Source organism: Pseudomonas sp. NPDC087358 (assembly GCF_044900785.1).
Classification (GTDB): Bacteria; Pseudomonadota; Gammaproteobacteria; order Pseudomonadales; family Pseudomonadaceae; genus Aquipseudomonas.
In genome coordinates this window covers 192945-212136 of record NZ_JBJDOA010000006.1, presented here as the reverse complement: position 1 = coordinate 212136, position 19192 = coordinate 192945, and the positions used below count along the sequence as shown (strand labels likewise).

Annotated in this window: 11 protein-coding genes; 2 read left to right on the top strand and 9 right to left on the bottom strand. The window is 61.2% G+C overall.

Annotation, left to right across the window (positions count from 1 at the left end; all coding sequences use genetic code 11):
- Nucleotides 1–61: 61 nt before the first annotated feature.
- Nucleotides 62–1483, bottom strand: coding sequence for a bifunctional D-glycero-beta-D-manno-heptose-7-phosphate kinase/D-glycero-beta-D-manno-heptose 1-phosphate adenylyltransferase HldE (gene hldE / locus ACI2KS_RS16175; protein WP_404621939.1), 1422 nt, complete (start codon nt 1481–1483; stop codon nt 62–64).
- Between the two features lie 213 nt (nt 1484–1696).
- Entirely contained in the window at nt 1697–3499 is a 1803-nt protein-coding gene (gene msbA / locus ACI2KS_RS16170; protein WP_404621937.1) for a lipid A export permease/ATP-binding protein MsbA, read from the bottom strand.
- A gap of 106 nt (nt 3500–3605) precedes the next feature.
- Here msbA and ACI2KS_RS16165 point away from each other — a divergent pair, with 106 nt between their 5' ends.
- Nucleotides 3606–4268: a phosphotransferase gene (locus ACI2KS_RS16165; RefSeq protein ID WP_404621935.1), complete on the top strand. Its 663-nt coding sequence runs from the start codon at nt 3606–3608 to the stop codon at nt 4266–4268.
- On the opposite strand, the gene ACI2KS_RS16160 is transcribed toward ACI2KS_RS16165, so the two are convergent.
- The 7 genes from ACI2KS_RS16160 to ACI2KS_RS16130 all read right to left on the bottom strand — a co-directional run bounded on the left by ACI2KS_RS16160 (nt 4259) and on the right by ACI2KS_RS16130 (nt 12723).
- The gene (locus ACI2KS_RS16160; RefSeq protein WP_404621934.1) at nt 4259–5485 is read right to left on the bottom strand and encodes an O-antigen ligase family protein; all 1227 of its coding nucleotides are present in this window, start codon (nt 5483–5485) and stop codon (nt 4259–4261) included. The two genes, ACI2KS_RS16165 and ACI2KS_RS16160, sit on opposite strands and share 10 nt — an antisense overlap.
- Nucleotides 5482–6366 (bottom strand): glycosyltransferase family 2 protein, encoded by an 885-nt coding sequence (locus ACI2KS_RS16155; protein ID WP_404621932.1) that lies wholly within the window; start codon nt 6364–6366, stop codon nt 5482–5484. Before ACI2KS_RS16155 ends, ACI2KS_RS16160 begins: the two co-directional genes overlap by 4 nt.
- Before the next feature lie 159 nt (nt 6367–6525).
- Nucleotides 6526–7482 (bottom strand): glycosyltransferase, encoded by a 957-nt coding sequence (locus ACI2KS_RS16150; protein ID WP_404621931.1) that lies wholly within the window; start codon nt 7480–7482, stop codon nt 6526–6528.
- A 67-nt stretch (nt 7483–7549) separates the two neighbouring features.
- A complete protein-coding gene (locus ACI2KS_RS16145) occupies nt 7550–8959 on the bottom strand; it encodes a PIG-L deacetylase family protein (protein WP_404622184.1) in 1410 nt (469 codons plus the stop codon).
- Nucleotides 8956–9852, bottom strand: coding sequence for an antimicrobial resistance protein Mig-14 (locus tag ACI2KS_RS16140; protein ID WP_404621930.1), 897 nt, complete (start codon nt 9850–9852; stop codon nt 8956–8958). The genes ACI2KS_RS16145 and ACI2KS_RS16140 overlap by 4 nt, the downstream gene beginning before the upstream one ends.
- Nucleotides 9852–10982 carry a glycosyltransferase gene (locus tag ACI2KS_RS16135; protein WP_404621929.1) on the bottom strand — a complete coding sequence of 377 codons (1131 nt, stop codon included), beginning with the start codon at nt 10980–10982 and terminating at the stop codon, nt 9852–9854. Before ACI2KS_RS16135 ends, ACI2KS_RS16140 begins: the two co-directional genes overlap by 1 nt.
- Nucleotides 10966–12723, bottom strand: coding sequence for a carbamoyltransferase (locus ACI2KS_RS16130; protein ID WP_404621927.1), 1758 nt, complete (start codon nt 12721–12723; stop codon nt 10966–10968). Before ACI2KS_RS16130 ends, ACI2KS_RS16135 begins: the two co-directional genes overlap by 17 nt.
- Nucleotides 12724–13069: 346 nt before the next feature.
- Between ACI2KS_RS16130 and ACI2KS_RS16125 the strand changes: the two genes are divergently transcribed.
- Entirely contained in the window at nt 13070–19186 is a 6117-nt protein-coding gene (locus ACI2KS_RS16125) for a dermonecrotic toxin domain-containing protein (RefSeq protein WP_404621926.1), read from the top strand.
- The last annotated feature ends 6 nt before the right edge of the window (nt 19187–19192 follow it).

The following is a 19192-nucleotide window of genomic DNA, read 5'->3' as shown; positions in this document are numbered from 1 at the left end:
GCGTCATGGCTGACACTTTGAAGCCAACCCGCCGACGTTCGAGAGTTGAAGGACCACCGGCTCACTGCCCGCGAATCTTCTCGACAATTGCGGTGGTCGAACTGTTGGCGACCAGCCCCAGTACCCGCACTTCTCCGCCGTAGGCCTGGACGATTTCGGCGCCGACCACCTGGTCGACACTGTAGTCGCCACCTTTGACCAATACGTCCGGCTTGACGTGGCTCAGCAGGTTCTCGGGCGTGCCCTCGGGGAAGCTGATGACCCAGTCCACTGCGCCGAGGCCGGCCAGCACCGCCATGCGTCGATCAACGCTGTTGATCGGGCGACCAGGGCCCTTCAAGCGGCTGACCGAGGCATCGTCGTTGACCGCCACGATCAAGCGATCACCCTGCGCCCGCGCCTGTTCCAGGTAGGTCACGTGGCCGGCATGGAGGATATCGAAGCAGCCGTTGGTGAATACGATCGTCTCGTTATGTGCCCGGGCATCATCGATGGCCAACAACAGCTGATCGAGACTCAGCACCCCGCGCTCGGAACCCTCGGCGCGCTGAATCGCACGGCGCAGTTCCGGGGCACTGATCGCAGCAGTACCCAACTTGCCGACGACGATGCCGGCAGCCAGGTTGGCCAGAGCGACCGCATGGGGCAATTCTTCACCGGCGGCAATCGCAGCGGCCAGGGTGGAAATCACCGTATCGCCAGCACCGGTCACATCGAACACTTCGCGGGCGCGTGCGGGCAGGTGGAGGGCGTGCTGATCGGGACGCAGCAAGGTCATCCCGTGTTCGCCGCGGGTCACCAACAGCGCACCCAGCTCCAGCTCCGCCATCAGTTGCGCACCCTTGGCGACCAGTTCGGCTTCGTCGACACAATGGCCGACGATCGCCTCAAATTCGCTCAGGTTCGGCGTCAGGACGCTGGCACCGCGATAGATGGCGAAGTCCTTGCCCTTGGGGTCGGCCAGCACCGGAATGCCGCGATCGCGCGCAGCTGTGATCAATACCTGATGGTTTTTCAGCGCGCCTTTGCCGTAGTCGGAGAGGACCAGCACCTTGACCCCGTCGAGCAACGAATCAACCTCAGCGCTCAAGGCCTGGGCGTCGGTGGCGAACGGCTCTTCGAAGTCGATGCGCAGCAGCTGCTGATGGCGGCTCATGACCCGCAGTTTGACAATGGTTGGCTGGTGAGCAATGCGCTGAAAGCGTGCCGTCACGCCCGCTGCCTTGAGGCTGTTGCTCAGGCTATCGGCTGCTTCGTCTTCACCGGTGACGCCTACGAGCGAGGCCCTGGCACCCAGTGCAGCGATGTTCAACGCCACGTTGGCAGCGCCGCCCGGACGATCTTCGATCTGATCGACTTTGACCACCGGCACCGGGGCTTCAGGCGAAATTCTGGAGGTACCGCCATGCCAGTAGCGGTCGAGCATGACATCGCCCACTACCAGAACTGGTGCCTGATCGAAACGCGGCATGGACAACTTCATCGAACAACCCGTAACTAAGAATGAACAAGGGCGGAATCTTAGCACAGGGTTCGCAATGGCTTGAGGCAAGAAGGGAAAGTCGCTGTGACAGGCCGTCAGGCGATATGTAGCGACGCTATCGCGAGCACGCTCACTCCTACAGGGTTGTGTGATTCCTGTAGGAGTGAGCTGGCTCGCGATAGATGTTTCAGTCGCAGCGATTCTGCAAGCCGGTCAAACAGCCCCGACCGGCGCCGGTTCATCCAGGCCCATGGCGTGCAGTCGGGCGTAATAGCCATTGTGCGCCAGCAGCTGGGCATGCGTGCCGCGCTCGACGATCCGGCCCTGATCCATGACCAGGATCAGATCGGCGCGCTCGATGGTCGACAGACGGTGGGCAATGACCAGGGTGGTGCGGCCTTTCATCACGTGATCGAGCGCTGCCTGAATATGACGCTCGGACTCGGTGTCCAGCGCCGACGTCGCCTCGTCGAGAATCAGCAGCGGAGCATTCTTGAGCAGTGCCCGGGCAATCGCCAGGCGTTGGCGCTGACCACCGGACAGCAGCACGCCGTTCTCGCCCACCTGAGTGTCGAAGCCCTCAGGCAGCTGGTCGACGAACTCCTTGGCGTAGGCATCGGCTGCCGCGGCTTCGACATCGGCACGCGGCGCGCCGGCCAGATCGCCGTAGGCGATGTTATTGGCCACGCTATCGTTGAACAGCGTCACGTTCTGATTGACCTGAGCCACATGCTTGCGCAGGTTACGCAGGCGATAGTCCTCGATCTCCACATCGTCGAGCAGGATCTGCCCGGAGGTGTGGTGGTAAAAACGCGGGATCAGGTTGGCCAGCGTCGACTTGCCGCTACCGGAGCGCCCGACCAGCGCAATCATCTGCCCTGGCGCTGCCGAGAAGCTGATGTCGTGAAGTACCTGACGCTCGGTTTCAGGGTAGGTGAAGCTCAGGTTGCGGACTTCCAGATGCCCCTTGACCCGATCCAGCTCAATCGTGCCGGTGTCCAGTTCAGGCTCGACATCCAGCTGTTCGAAAATGCTCTCGGCGCCCGCGACCCCTTTCTGGATCGTCGAGCTGACTTCAGACAGCTGCCGGATCGGTTTGGGCAGCAGGCCCGCAGCCGTGATGTAGGCGACCAGATCGCCAGCCGTCGCGTCACCGCGCAGGAACAGCACCAGAAACATCAGCACAGCCATGGCGGTGTAGATCACCAGCTGCAACATCGGCGTATACACCGCACCGGTCTTGGTCATGCGCAGCTGTTTGTCGGTGTTGCTGGTGCTGGCCCGGGCAAAGCGCTCTTCTTCGTATTTCTCGCCACCGAAGCTGCGCACCACGCGATAACCCTGGATGGTTTCCGATGCGACGTGGGTCACATCGCCCATCGCCACCTGGATCTTCTTGCTCTGCTTGCGGAATTTCTTGCTGGCATTGCCCACCATGAACGCGATCAACGGCAGGATCGCCAGCATCACGATGGTCAGCTTCCAGTTCATCCACAGCAGATAGATGAACAGGAAAACGATGGTCAGGCCTTCGCGAATCACCACCTTGATGGCGTCGGTGGCAGCGCCGGTGACCATGGTCACGTTAAAGGTGATACGCGAAATCAGATGCCCGGAGTTGTGGGTATCGAAGTAGCGATTGGGCAGCACCAGCAGCTTGTTGAACAACTCCACGCGCAAGTCGTGTACCAGGCCCAACGAAACCTTGGCCAGGAAGTAGTTACCCAGGTATGACCCCAGCCCCTGCCAGGCGGCGATCAGCACGATCAGCAGCGGCACCGCCTGCAGTAACTGCAGATCCCTCAGGTAAGGCACGTTGGGGAACAGCACGGCCTCAGGATTGCTCAGACCGTCGACGAAGTACTTGAGAATCCCCGCCAGCATCGGCTGGGTCGAGGCGAAGATCACGAAACCGACGATGCTGAGCAGGAAAATGCCCACGTAGGGTTTCACGTAGTTCAGCAGTCGGAAATAGATTTTCAGGCTGGAGGATTCGCTTTTCTCTGGCGTGCTCATGGTCATCGATACGATAAAAAGAGCCGAAATACTAACACACGGGTGGACGGTTGGGCCTCAGGTCGCCGGCTGAGGTATCATGGCGGCCATTTTCGAAGGAGCCCGCATGCGCGCACTCGCCTACTCTGACTACCAAGCCCTGCGCAGAGACGCCGAAGTCATAGAAGCCGACTTCTTTGGAGACAAGGTTCTACGCCTGACCGACGGCAATTACATGAAGCTGTTCCGGCGCAAGAGGCTGATCTCCTCGGCCGCGCTTTATCCTTACGCCAAACGTTTCGCCAACAATGCACTGACCCTTCGCAAACGCGGGATTGCCTGCCCCGAAGTGCTGGATACGTATCGTGTCGCCGATATCGCTCGCGATGTGGTGCATTATCAGCCGCTGCCAGGCCAGACACTTCGTCAGCTGATTGCCGAACCTGCTCGCTTCAATGACCCGGCACTGATCAGACAATTCGGGCGCTTCGTCGCTGAACTGCACAATCAGGGGATCTACTTCCGCTCGCTGCACCTGGGCAATGTCGTCATGACGCCTGAAAACCAGCTAGGGCTGATCGACATCGCCGACATGAAAACCCTGCGCCGCCCCTTGCGCAGAAACCTGTGCCTGCGCAATTTCCAGCACATGCGCCGCTACAAGAGCGACCATGCGTGGTTGCTGCAGAAGGACGGGGATCTGTTTTTCGAAAGCTATATCGAACACAGCAAGCACGTCTGGAAACGCCAGATACTCACCGAGCAACTGGCGCTCGCGGGTCAGGCGTGATCCTGCGCCACTGTCGCCTGCTTCTCGGACTTGCCAAGGCACAGTGAAAGCACGAACGGCATCCACACGACCATCCACATCGCCCGCGCACGGCCAAACACGGTGAACACATCGAACTGCTGCGCGACAGTGGCGAACACCCAGATCATCAGGATCGCCATGCCCAGGCTCTCGGCACGGTGACGCCACGCACGAAAGCCCAGCCACACCCACAGCCAGACCCACAGCGCGGTGAAGATCACGCCGTATTGCACCGCGGTGTCGAGTATCAGGTTATGGCAGTGGCCGAAGACTATCCCGCCCGCCGACACTTCATAGTCGCTACTCAGACCGATGCCCAGCCACGGACGCTGCGCAATCAGCTCCAGCGCGCCCTTGATCAGGATCATCCGCTCGGAGTCGCCGCGCTGCAGGATTGATGGTTCGAAGATCGCCAGCGCCACCGCCGCGACCAGCGCCACGATCGCCAGGATGCGATAGAAACGCCCGCCGCCGAGCAGCACCACCACTGCCGCCACGGCCATCAGCGATACGATCGAGCCACGACTGCCGGTCATGATGACAAAGGCCACCGAGCACGCCTGAAGCATTGCCCAGACGACCCGCGCGCTGAGCTTCTGCGGCCACCAGGTGCAACTGAGCACCACCAGCGCGGCGATGGTGTACCCCGCCGGATTGGGGTTATCCATGAATCCGCCGAATCCGTACATCCGGTCGATGCCACGCATCGGATAGGCGATCAGCGCTGCCAGCGAATACAGCCCGGCCAGCCCGCCCCAGAGGATCATCATGCTCTGCAGCGGCCGGTTGAACGTGCGCCCCCAGACAATCCAGCCCAGGATCAGCAGCAGAAAAAACAGCTCACGCTTGATGATGGTCAGGTATCGCTCGGCATCATGGCTCCATGCCAACGACACCAGCGACCAGGCAAACAACAGCAGGAACAGCCAGAGCTCGCGGCGGTTCAGCACCGTATGACGAAATTCGTTGAAGTAGCGAGCGACCAGGTAGAAGCAGGGCAGATAGACAAACGCCGTCAGCAACCAGCTGTAGAACTTCATGGTTGGGGTGAGCATGACCCCAGCCACGCTCCAGAACAGCCCGACCGCCAGCAGCACGCCACCGATGCCCAGGTGATCGAGGACCGAACGCAGTTGCGCAGCGCCCTGTGAAGTGATGCTGCTGACCGACTGCCGATCCTGTAAAGACTGACTCACTGTGCACCCTTGGGCTTGCGATATTTAAAGACAAAGTGCCGGAATCGCTTCCATGTCAGTCGATTCCAGCGATGGACGGGGATACTGGCGAACAGACCGCGGGCGAACTTCTTGTCGGCAACAACAGACTCCTTGAGCGCCTTGTTGATGATCGCCAAGCGGCCTGCTTCGTAGGCAGGGTTGCCCTTGTAGGCCTCGATGACCTTGAGGTCATAGATCAACTGACTCTTGTAGGCAGTCTTCGAAATATTGGTCTCATGGCGACGGTACAGGGTGACCCGGTCCGGCAGGATGTCCACCTGGTAACCGGCCTGGGCCACCCGCAGGGTCATCTGGAAGTCCTGGACCTTGATCGACGGGTCGTAGCCGCCCACCTTGTCGATCGCCTCGCGGCGGTACATGGCCACCGGCGCACCGACGGCGTAGGCGTCGGCCAGCAGCTCATCGAAGGTCCAGCGCTGTACACGGGCGTTGGCGGCGACCTTGTGCTTGAGCGGCGCGCCTTTGGAATCGATGTAGATGACCTTCGCACCCAGCAAGCCAACTTCAGGATGTTCGAGCATGTAGCTCACCTGGCGGCGAATACGCCCGGCGAGCATCACATCATCGGAGTCGTGGGTAATGATGAATTCGCCACGAGCGTGACCCAGCGCATTGTTGAGCGCGGCACTGACCCCCTTGTTTTCCTGCTGATAAAACTCGAAGCCATGCACCTGACGCAATGCTTCGATCTTTTCAGCGCTGGCATCGGTGGATCCGTCGTTGACCACGATCAGTTCGAAGTTGTCGTAGTCCTGCGCAAGGATGCTGAGCAGGCACTCCTCGATGTACAGCTCATGGTTGAAGCACGGCACCAGAACCGAGACTAATGGCCATTTCATATCCGCACTCGATCCTTGGCTTCTGGCCGCGCCTTCAAAGGCCATGTTCCCTGGGCCTGATAACGGACTTCATGACATCCTGACAGTAAGAAAAATGGCATGCGGAGGTTATCTGGATTCAAGTTAGGATCGTTATATTCAGCGCATAAACCGTTCAAATCAAATCCCTGACAGTGCTCGCAGCTTCTCGATCCAGCTCAGTGGCGCCTGTTCGCGCAACGCGGGTTCGAGTTCACGCACGATTCGCGCACCGATGGCTGCGAAGCCGAACCCAGACACTGCCAGATCCCGCCCATTGACCGCAATATGCGCAGCAAGCGTCGGGTCATCGCGCAGCACCGCGAGTTTTTCGCGCAACTGCGGGATATCGCTGTAAAACACCACGTTATGCATGTCCTGCAGGCCCAGCGCGCGGTTTTCCGCCTCACCTTGATCATAGGCAAACAGCACGCAGCCACACGCCATGGCTTCGAAATTCTTGATCATGTATTCGCCCATGCCCACATCGGCACTGACGAAAAAGCGGATGCGGTTCAGCGTGTCGCAGTATTGCTCACCGGACTTGGTTCGGGTCACCACCAGATTTTCGACTTGACCGAGTTCATCGAGCAGCGCCTTGCGACCGCTGTAGGCGACGCTGTTGGTACTGCCGACGAAAGCCAGTTCGATGTCCCGCTCGCGTCCTTGATCACTGAGCAGCGTCTCGTCGTATCCCTTGGGCACGAAGACGGCGTCGAAACCTTCCTCGCGCAGCCGCTCGCTGACCACGAACCCTGAACTCAGAACGCGCACCCATGACAGCTTGCGGTAATGAGCGCTGAATTTGCCGGTGTATTTGCAGGGGATGTAGTTCTGGTAGGCGTCGTGCTCGAGAATCACCAGATTGGGCACGGTGCGAATGAAGCTCGCCTGGCGGATTTCCTGCTTGAAGCGCAGGAAGAACACGATACGGTCGTACTGCGTGACGTCCACGTGCTGACGAAAGTAGCGACGCAGATGACGCTGTTCGTCCGAGGTCAGCCACCGCAGATCGCACTCGCAGTTCGCGGCGACGCCTTCATATAAGCGATCCAGAATCGCGCGTTGCTCTTTCTGGACCAGAAACAAGACCTTCATGGGCTTCCTTATAAAACCAGATCACTTCGAGCCCGGCCTCTCGACCCCTTGACGGTGTTGAGGGCGATCAGAGCTCCTTGCGCCAGAACAGCTCGTGGCGGCGCACGGCCTTTCTGAAAAATTCGTTTTCACCTTCGCCCGGCCAGCGTCGGCCGGCCAGCAGTTTCTGCAGCCATCGCCGGACTCTACGCTTGAGCGCAGCTGGGGGTTGCAAGTCATGCATCATACCCAAGGCCATGGCCTTGTCTCGCTGTTGTTCGGTATTGAGCTCGATACTGTAGGGCATCAGCTCTTGCGACGAGTCGAATACCGGCGGCAATGCCACGCCGCTGTAGGCATTGCCCATCGGCCAGCGATCGTTGTCGTGCAGATGATTGGCATAACCAAGCACCCATTGCGGCTGCCATTCCAGCCCCTGCAGCGCCTCGAGCACTGCCGCTTGCGAGCAGATGTGATCCGGATGCGGGTCGATGGTGGCGTGCGGCATCACCAGGACCTGCGGTCGCGCGTGCAGCAACAAAGCGCGCAAGTCGGCGATCAGGTTGTTCCAGGTCGGCGCGCCGTCGACATCGCCCGGCAACGTCATCGAGTTGAACTGACGAAACAGCCGTGTATCGCTCAAATCGGCTTCGCGCGAGGCAATGGGCTGATCAGGGGCGGCCTGCATGGCGGGCAACTGCAGACAGAAATAGCCCAGTTGCACGCACCGAGACTCCGGCACACCCGCCCAGCGCGGCACGCTGATGCTGTCCCAGGCACGCAGACGCCCTTTGATTCGCGCCGCCTCGGCAGGGCGCATGCCCATCTTCTGATAGTGCTCGGCTTCAATCTCGCCTGCGGTCAGGGTCACGATCCAGCTTTCATCGGCCTGGCTGTAAAGCCCGAAAGCGGCAAGCTCAGCGTCATCGGCATGCGGGGCGATCACCATCACGCGCTGGCGTCGGGCATCGGCTTGACGGAACGACCACAGACGCGGCTGCCCCTGAACGCTGCAACGGCGGCCGCGAATACGCAGCCTGCCAGCGCTCACATCAGCGTTGAATCCGGTCAGGTTCAAGTAACGCAGGCCTTTCACCCCGCGCTCGAAGGCCTGATCGTCAGTGCGCTCGCTGCCAGTCAATTCGATGGACGGATCGAAGAAACGTCCCAGCCACGAGCTTTTGATCGGCAGCGCCAGTACCAGTGTTTCAGAGCCATCCAGCGTGAGAGGCTGATCGACGACCAGCGCGTTGCCCTGCAGCCGTACCCCGGGCACTTCGTGGTGTTCGGCAAAGCGGTATTGGTAATCGTCGCCGGGCGAATAGAACAGGTGGTCGGAGAACCAGGCTTCGTGGGCCACCCAGCCAAGCACGGCGAGTACCAGCGGCAGCCACCAGGCGACCAGCAGGCCAAGCACAACCAGGATGACCAACGCCACCAGCAACGCCACTCGCTTGTTGCGGCGGTGGCGTTTGAGCAGTTGCTGTTTGCGGCTCAAATCTGAAACACCGGTACGGGGTTGCACCAACGATCCTTGTACTCCCGATCGGCGCGACCGAAGGAAAACCGCAGTGGCTTGCCCAGCGCCCTGGCCTGTTCCCAGGCGCTTTGCGTGTTGAGGAAGCTCAGCACGCTGCCGGGGCTGAAGTCGCGGGTCTGCGGGTCGACACCGCCGTTGATGTATTCAACGCTGATCCACTCAGGCGCCTCGACGCGGTACACCAGTTGAATGGCGATCGGCGCATCGTTGAGAAAGACCACAGAGCCCATCAACAACTCGCGCAGTAGCTCGATCACCTCGGCCATGCGCTCGGCGCCGGTCGCGGCAAAACCCCAGCGACGCTGGAACAGGTCGCAGTACATGCGTGCAAGCTCGGCACTGCTGAAGTCGGTCACCGGGCGAACGACCCCGCCGGCCTCTTCGAGCAGGCGCAATTCGCGGCGCTGGTTGTAGCGAAATTTCTTCGACAGGTCTTCTGGCGCGCGAGCCATTGCCAGTGATTCGGCCTGCGGCTTGAGGGTGGCTATGCGACCCTCACCCAGCGCCGACAGATAACGACCGCGATGCCGCACCGGCACCTGCACATCGCCTGACACCGGCAGAATCAACTCGGCGTTGCCCAGATCGAACAGGCCTTTCTTGCCGTGGCTTTTGAGCACGTCCTTGGACAACGCCAGTGAGCGGCCCCAGGTCGGGATGGCCGCTTTCAGTTCACCGTTGTGCTGCCACCCCAGGTACCGCACCGGGATTTGCGCAAGCCCGGCCAGACGCTCGACCACCAGCGGATGGGTCGCGACGCTGCCGCCAAAACGCTGCCAGGCCTGCTGGTAGCTCGGGGCATCGATCTGCGTCCAGCCACGTTCACGAAAGGCGCGAAAACGATTGAGCATCAGGACTCCGCAGTCAGGTCGGTGACTTGCGGCAAGCGCCAGAACACCGTGCGCACAGCTTCATCGGAGAACCGCTCACGCAAACGCTGGAGCATCATCTCTGCGCAGGACTGCCGTTGTTCAGCATCCAGTTGCGACAAGTGCACCAAGCCCTGAGCCAGATGCCCGGCATCGCCCAGCGGGAACAAGATGCCAACGCCTTCGACCACTTCCCTGGCGCCGCCGCAGGAGGTGGCAATCAACGGCACCCCGGCGACCATGGCTTCGAGCAGCACCATGCCGAAGGGTTCGTGATCGGAGCTCAAGGCGAACGCATCGAACGCCCTGAAGTAACGGCTGGCCTGCGGCACCTGCCCCAGCAGCAGGACCTGGCGACCGATGCCAAGCTCCATGGCCAGTTCCTTGAGGTCCTGCTCCAGTCGTCCCTTGCCCAGAATCACCAACTGGCTATCGGCAGGCAGATTCGGCAGCGCCTGTGCGAAACCACGCAGCAGCGTGGCCTGATCCTTGTCGGGGTGCAGCCTGCCGACGTTGCCCACGACCCAGGCGTCCTGCGCGATCCCAAGGGCTTCGCGCGCCTGTTCACGGGAGAGCAACGAGGCTGCGAGCGGATCGACATCGATGCGGTTGTAAAGGGTCTGGATTCGGCCGGTCGGCCATTTCGGCAGGCACTTGCGCATGTCGTCGCGCACGGCATCCGACACACCCAGCAGGCTCAGGCGCATGCGAAACAGGTGGGCAAACAGCTTGCGACTGCGGCGCTGGTAATCGCCGAAGGCATGATGCACACCGATCACCGCCAGACGCGTCGCCAGCAACGCGATGTAAATGGGCTTGAAGCGGTGGGCGATGCAGAACGCGAAATTGCGCGACGCGGCGATCTTGCGCAAGTCACGGATCGCCCCCAGCTTCAGGCCACGAATGGCCTTGGAGCTGTACTCCATGAACAGCACTTCGTCCGAGGCGCAATTGTGCGCGACCTCGGGGTCGGCCGCGCCGGTCAAGAATACCGTGGTCACCCGGTATCCCTTGCCGGCGAACAGGCTGGCGTATTGACGGGCGCAGTCGAGAAACGGCCCGTCATAGCCGTGGCAGAACTGCAACACATGGCGCTCAGCCGAGCGTGTCATAGCTGTCCGCGCCGTCTTTGACCACCAGGATGTCTTCCATGATCAGGTACTGCAGGTCCGAACCGAAGAACATGTTCAGGGCGTCGGTCGGCGAGCAGATCATCGGCTCGCCACGACGGTTGAGCGAGGTGTTCAGCGACACGCCGTTGCCGGTCAGGGTTTCCAGCGCCTTCATCATGTCGTAGTAGCGCGGGTTGTACTCGCGCTTGAGCACCTGGGCACGGGAAGTGCCGTCTTCATGGACGACTTCCGGCACGCGGGTCTTCCACTCTTCGGCAACTTCGAAAGTGAAGGTCATGAACGGCGCCGGGTGATCGATCTTGATCATCTGCGCCGCAACGGTGTCGAGCATCGACGGGCAGAAAGGCCTCCAGCGCTCGCGGAACTTGATCTGGTGGTTGATACGATCAGCCACGCCGGCAATGCTCGGGCAGCCGATGATCGAACGACCACCCAGGGCACGCGGACCGAACTCCATGCGGCCCTGGAACCAGGCCACCGGGTTGCCGTCGACCATGATCTTGGCGATCTGCTCAGGCATGTTCTCAAGCTTGCGCCACGCAGGCTGGCTCGGATGACGGGCACAGGCGGCGATCACGTCTTCGTTGCTGTACGACGGGCCGAGGTAGACGTGTTCCATCTTCTCGACCGGTACGCCACGGGCGTGGGAAACATAGGCCGCAGCGCCGACCGCAGTGCCCGCATCACCGGAAGCCGGCTGCACGAACAGCTCTTTGACTTCAGGCCGGGCGATGATTTTCTGGTTCAGCTTGACGTTCAGCGCACAACCACCGGCGAAGGCGATCTTGCCGGTTTCCTTGAGGATGTCGCCCAGATAGTGATCCATCATCTGCAGCGACAGTTTCTCGAACAGCGCCTGCATGCTGGCGGCGTAGTGGATGTACGGCTCGTCGGCGATGTCGCCTTCGCGCTTGGGACCCAGCCACTCGATCAGTTTCGGCGAGAAGTAGAAGCCTTTGCCCTTCTCTTTATAACGACGCAGGCCGATCACGTTGGCGTATTCGGTATTGATCACCAGCTCGCCGTTTTCGAAACTGGCCAGACGCGAGAAATCATACTTGCTGGCGTCGCCATACGGCGCCATGCCCATGACCTTGAACTCGCCGTCGAGCATCTCGAAACCGAGGAACTCGGTGATCGCGCCGTACAGACCGCCCAGGGAGTCAGGGTCGAAGAATTCCTTGATCTTGTGGATCTTGCCGTTTTCGCCGTAGCCGAAGAACGTCGTGGCGTATTCACCCTTGCCGTCGATGCCCATGATCGCGGTTTTCTCTTTGAAACCGGAGCAGTGATAAGCGCTGGAAGCGTGGGCCAGGTGGTGCTCGACCGGTTCGATCTTGACTTTTTTCGGATCAAAACCCAGTTGCTCAAGGCACCAGACGATCTTGTTGCGATAGCGCTTGTAGCGGCGGTTGCCCATCAGGATGGCATCGAGTGCGCGGTCCGGGGCGTACCAGTAGCGCTTGGCGTAGTGCCAGCGCGCTTCGCCGAACAGGCTGATCGGGGCAAACGGGATGGCGACCACGTCGACGTCGGAGGGCTTGATGCCTGCCTGTTCGAGGCAGAACTTCGCGGATTCGTAGGGCATGCGGTTCTTTGCGTGCTTGTCGCGCACGAACCGCTCTTCTTCGGCTGCTGCAACCAGCTTGCCGTCGATGTACAGGGCCGCGGAAGGATCATGGCTAAGGGCGCCGGACAGGCCAAGGATCGTCAATGCCACTAGGGTCTAGCCTCTTAAGTCTGCAGGCAGGCGTCGTGCGCCTGATAAATAAGGTGTGCCTGGCGCAAGTGCGGCGGGCAGCTAAAGGGCGGGATTATAGCGTAATGAAGTGCGATATGGCGCTGGGCGAACAAAAGCGTGCTGCGCCCCTCGAGCCGGGTGGCGGACGCCAGGGCACGAGCGGCGCCCGCGTCGACCCATCCTGTGACAGTGCGGCCCATGCCTGGCAATACATATCTAACGCCTCCTCCTGATTGGGCCGTGATTGATTGAAGCCTTCGAGCACGCGACTCCCTGCGTGCCATAGGCGCCCTGTTGAAAAGGGCCAATCAGGAACCCAGATCCAATGCACACCTTTACCGCTGTATCCCAGACACCCGCGGCCACCCGGACTCACGCTGATGCCGCCCTGGAACGCCTCGCCCGTACTGTCACCACCCTCTCCACTGAACTGGACGATTTACCCCTGGCCCATCAGGCACTGCTCGACGCGCTGAAGGCTGAGGACAAGCCGCTGATCGAGCACGAAATGAACAACTTGCTGCAACGACTCGAGGATTACTGGCTCGCCCCCAGCGCCTTGGGGCAAAGCCGGCGCAAGCTGTTCACCGCTCGCTTGAACAAAGCGCTGCACGATGAGGCGATCCTCAAATCCCATGAAACCGACCTGGGCATGGACGCCGCCGCATGCCTGCCGCTTTCAGCGCCCGCTATGGGCGAGCCTTCGCAAACCCGGGCGGGCGCCGCCTCGTTGCATGTGAAGCTCAACCACCAGACGTTCGTGGAAATCAAGGGTGCCCTGGTCATGAGCACCGACGCCGGGCGCACCCTGCTGGCGCTGCCCGCCTGTGGACTGACCGAGTTCGCGAGCCAGGGCGAACTGTTCGAAACCCTCGCACAGTGGCTCAACGACACAGAGCTGCGCTGGGCCTTGCTGATCAATACCGATCAACGCCACCAGGATGCGGCAGTCGCCATCGCAGAGGATCCCGAGTTGTTCATGGAGGCGTTTGGTCCTGCCGATGTACAGCTGCAATCGATCACCGACGATCCCTATCGACATGCCTTGCAACGGCAGATGGACAAACAGCGCGAGGACCTGCGCTACGCCTGTGGTGTCGGGCTGGGCACTGATCCGCAACAGCACGCCGGTCAGATCGAAGCGGCGATCCGCATGTCCGGGCTGTTCGGCCCCGAGGCGATGCTCGAGCGACGTGAGCAGGCCCTCGCCGAACATGCCCTGCGCAAGGGCCTGCCGGACTGGATAAAGATCGCATCGGCCGATGACCTGGATACTTATGGGCAGCACCTCGCCCGTCACGACCAGGCACGCCAAGCGCTGTCCAGCGTGCTCAACGGCGCCGCTTCCGCCGATCAGTATGCGCAGGTGAGCGTGCGAACGCGCCTGGCCAATGACCTTGGCTACGACCTTAAGCCCGACGACATCACCGTCACTACCCAGCGCACGCTACCGGTCACCGGGCAAAGCTATACCATTGCGCGCACCTTGACCCAGCTGGCGCTGTACGGGCTGCATCCGGGTGATCGGCAGGACGGCTCGGAGTTTCTCACCCGCAGCACCATCGGCATCGACGGCATACCCCAAGGCCCAGCCCATGCCTTGCTCACGCCGGCCTATATCGCGCGGATCATCGAGGAACTGGACCTGCGCCTGGGCTTTGCGGACTACCAGCGCACGGCGTACGCAAAGGGCGCCAACCAGAAATCAATGCGCGAGCTGATCCACATTCAGCTTGCAGAAGCCGCGTACGCCGCAAAACTGCAGGGGCACCTTTCGCCCGAAGAGTTCGCCATTGTCGAGGCGATCGCAACGTCTGCGCCGGCCGAAAACGGCGCCGTGATGCGCACCCAACACATCAGGATCAACAACAGCGGGATTCTGGGCCGCATTCTGCTGTTGCGCAAAGACAATGCCCAGGGCGAACTCGAACGGCTGATCATGTTCGCCGCCGATGCGCCACGCGAGCAGCTGTTCCAGAGCTTTCTCAACGAAACGCAGCTGCTGCATGAACTGGTGGCCTGGGCTGCCGATCCGCAGATGAGCGAGTATCTGCTTGGACAGTCGTCGGCTGCCGAGCGTCCGATGCTCGATGAGGCATTGCAGGCCCTCAGGCAGAAACCGCACCCGCTGCCCGATTTCATCCGTCTGATATCGCTGGACAGCTACGACGCAGGCCTGCGCAACTTTGTCCGCGAGCTGATCGATGTCTCGCTTTCCAGGCATCAGGCCCACACCCCGGACTGGTACCGCCAGGCCAGCGCAGCACAGCGTCAGGAATTGCTCCAGCTCGAGGACGCCAGCGCCGCAGCGATCCGTCACTATGAGGCGCAGGCCCATACCCGGGTCCAGGACTTCGAAGACTACGTGCACCAGCGCGCCAGCGAGAAGATCTGCCAACTGCTGAATGTACCGCCAGGAACGGTAGACCCCGATCAGATCGTCATTACCGCTGAACGGGAAACAATGACCTACACCCGCATGATGCGAGATGGCTACGACGACAGCATCGGCCTGTTCACAGCGGCGGCCGACGGCATGGCATCGTTCAGCGGCCCGCAAGGCGTTGACCTGAGTGCGCTGACCGCCGTCAATGTCGCCCGCTCCGTGCACGGCAAATGGCTGGCCGATGACTACACCGCCGGCATCCGGCGCAACCAGCTGGACCCAGCGTCCACCGGCTACGAGTACCGACGCCAGGCCAGCACCCTGATCACCCTTCTGCACATGCAGTCGGCAGCCTTGCGCAGCCTGCTCAAGGGGCATATCGACGCGGCTCAGTATCACTGGCTCAAGGTGGCGATCAGCAACCTGCATGACAGCCATGCCGACACGCGCGCACGCTATCCGGTCTACCCTTTGCAGATTCACATCAACAAGCCATTGATTGGATCAGGGCTGCGCGGGCTGGACGATCTGGTGATGACCAGTACCCACCTGACCCACGTGGAAACCGTCCAGGGCTGCTTTGCCCTGCTGTCCACCGACAACAGGCTGGCGCCGCTGCTCTACACGCCTCAGGCCCCGGACGGGGTCGAGTTCCGTGTGTTCAGCTCGTTCGCCGAGTCGCTCAGCGCGCCGGGCATGATTGATTACTACAAAGACCGCTGCAGGATCAATGCGCGCCGGGTGCTGTCGTTCTTCCTCAACGACATGAAGCAGGGCAATGCCAACAAGCCTCCGGTCATCCCCCGGGAATCGATCACCGACTTTGCCCATATCTGTTTCAACCGGCCGATCGAGCGCAAATTGCGCGACGTCGAAGAAACCACCAGCGGTCGCCATGACATGCTGAGCAAGGTCATCTGGAACAGCATCGACATCATCGCCACCGTGCTGACGCTGCCCTTCCCGCCTGCAAGTTTCGTCGTGGGCGTCGGGCTGTCGCTCCGTGACAGCGTCAAGGCGTATCAGGCCCTGATCGGCCATTCGCCGGAGCAGGCCGGGGCACTGATCCTGGCTGCGGCGCTGAACATGGCTGGCGCAGCAGGTGATCTGCAGGTCGGCCTGAAGGGCTTCGGCGGGGTGCTGCGCAAGCTTGCCAGAGACTCTAAAACGGGTGTTTCGCCCAAGGTCTTGAACAAGACCCCGGCAGCGACAACGCGGCAAACGCTGTACCCGGTGCAGCTGGAGAACGAGCCGTTTCTCCTCGGCAAACCCAACGCCAACGGTCAGGCTGCGGTGTATCGAAGCCTGGGCTTTGACACTGACGAGGTGTACGCGACCCGGCATTACGCGGTCAGGGACGCCAGCGGCAGCTGGCAACCGCTGGGCCAGCCCTCTTCGCCAGCGCTCGCCGGTGCGCGGCAGGTCGTCAGCGCCAATCGCGTGGTGAACATTTCCCTGCGCGACCTGCCACGGCTGAGCGAAGGGCATGCCGCCGGGGTCAGTCTGGGCAACGGCAAGTGTTTCATCGAAATGCACGGCCTGGTCTATCAGGTCAATTACGACGCCAGCGTGCGCTGCTGGCACATCGTCGACCCGGACAACCCGTTCGCCTTTTTCGGGCGTCAACCCGTCAGGTTGAACGATCAGGGGCAATGGACGCTGATCGAACGCGCCGGTCTGCGTGGTGGCGGCAAGGACGACCCGACGGGCTTCAACCCCCTGCCCGAGGACGCCGGCGCCAGCGCGCCAGCCCCGGCAAGCCTGCGTGACTTCGAGGTGCCGAAAAACTTCCAGCGGCATCTGGACCGGGTGCTCAATACTGCTCCGATGGAGGAGCTGGGCGTGGGGCTGGACGAGTTTTTCGAGATCTACTATGCGCAGATGCGTCAGGTCTATTTCATGCTCAAGGAAAAACTCTACCGCCACGCTCGAGCCTTCTTCGACCAGCCGCTGGCACTGCCGCCACGACCGCTGATTCCGGCAGTGGACGCGTCAACCCCTGTCGGCAGCTTCCTTGAGAGCGTATTTGCCAACAGCAACGGCCTGGTCCTGAGCGAGGCACCGAAATCGATCGCCAGCAAACGCTTTCTGGTCACGCACATGCACAATCTGGTCGAGCAGCGTGTCGAGGTGATCTACCTGCCTCATCTGTTCACCGACAAGCACCTGGGCAAACTGGCCAAGTATCGCGTGAAAGGCAAAAGCGTGCGTTCCGGCTCCCATGAAATCAAGAATCACCTGGAGCTTATCAACGGCGGTGCACTGAATAACCTGAGCCGCGAATACGATTACTACCACCTGATCAAGCAAGCGCATCGCCACGGCATCGAGGTGCGCCCGCTGAGTTCATCGGTGAGTTATCCGGTCGACGGCTTTGCAGTGGCGACCTCGGTCGCAGACAGCACAGCCGCTCAAAAAATGAGCAATTTTTTCGCTCACCAGCTGATCGCCAGCGATGTCGCCCAGGATCCTTCCAAGCGCTGGATCGCCCTGCTCGACCGCACGTTTGCCACCACCCACGAGCAGGTGCCCGGTATCGCCCAGCTGGAAGGCGCCATCAGCGTACATATCGAAGACGTGGCGGCAGGCCAGGCAACCCGGATCAGCGCCGATGCGGGTCGTGTCGGTATTGATGCGCAGTCCACGCCCTGCGATTTCACCCTTGCATTCGCCAACCCCAACAAGACCGACGCTGCGGCCGTTGCTGGCGTCCCCGCGCGTCTGGACACCGCGTCGACCGCCGGGGCCGGCGCAGTGACCGCCAGCCCTGACGCCGCCCGCGCAGCGCTGCGTTGGGACGACGCAACAGGCTGGAAACGCGTCACGACTCAACAGTCGAGTGTTGACAGCTCACCGACCGCGCTTCAGCAGTCGCTGAGCGATGCCGCCTATGAAGTGCCAGCGGACTCCAGACGCATCCTGCATGAGCTGGCATACGACAGGATCAGGGGGCTCGACAGCCGTTATTTCACCCTCGACGACGACATCATCCCGGTACAGACCCGATTCTTTGAGTTGCGCTCGAAGCTGCAAGTCGATTCCCGGCCGATCGTATTTGGCGAGGTTCCACTGCGCCCGGTGATGCCCGTCCTTGAACCGCAACCGAGCGCCGCGCAGTTCATCCAGAGCCTCTACCAGAACACCGACGGCATGGTCGTTGGCGAATTTCATGCCTCCATTGGCAGCAAGAAATTCATCATCGACAACCTGCCGCTACTGGCGCAGCAGAAGGTCAAGACCCTGTACATGGAACATTTGCTGACCGACCTGCATCAGGCAGACCTGGACCGCTTCTTCGACACCGGGATCATGAGCCAGAGGCTGCTCGATGACCTCAGAACGATGGACAGCGGGCATCTGACGGATCCGGACAACGTGTATAACTTCGAAAAACTGGTGATCAGGGCGCAGCAACACGGCATGGAAATTCGCGCCATCGATTGCGCGGCGAGCTACCACCTCAAAGGCGTGCGTCCCGAAACGCCGACGATTCGTCAGCAGATGATGAATTACTTCGCCTCACGCACGATTCGTCGCCATCAGGCCGTCATGGGCAAACACCGGTGGGTCGCACTGGTCGGAAACAGCCACGCCAACACCTACCGAACCGTGCCGGGGATCGCCGAACTGGAGGGCGCCATTGGCGTTCATCTGGATGACGTGGCCCCGGGAACGTCCAGGGGCATTACCCTGGACCCTGGCGAAAGCCGACGCACCCCATTGGGCAAGCAGTCAGGATTCGTCAAGGGCGACTTCAGGGTCGAGATCGAGGTGCCGGGTACGCTCATCGACCTCACGCCCCCCGCGACGCCGTCCGTGGAGGGGCGTCTGACCTTCCCGGGCATGTTCGTGATCGAGCGTGAGGCGGGCAGTGCACAGGTCATCATTCATCGATCACGGGACAGTGCGATCCATCGCACTCCCGTGCAGATCAACGCCCAAGGCAAGGTCTTCGTTGACCGTCCGAACTGGACCCAGGTCCACCTGCACCCCTTTGACAGTCCCGAGGCGCTGGCGCTGGCCCTGGAAAGGATGCACCTGCACCGCGTGGGTTGAGATCAC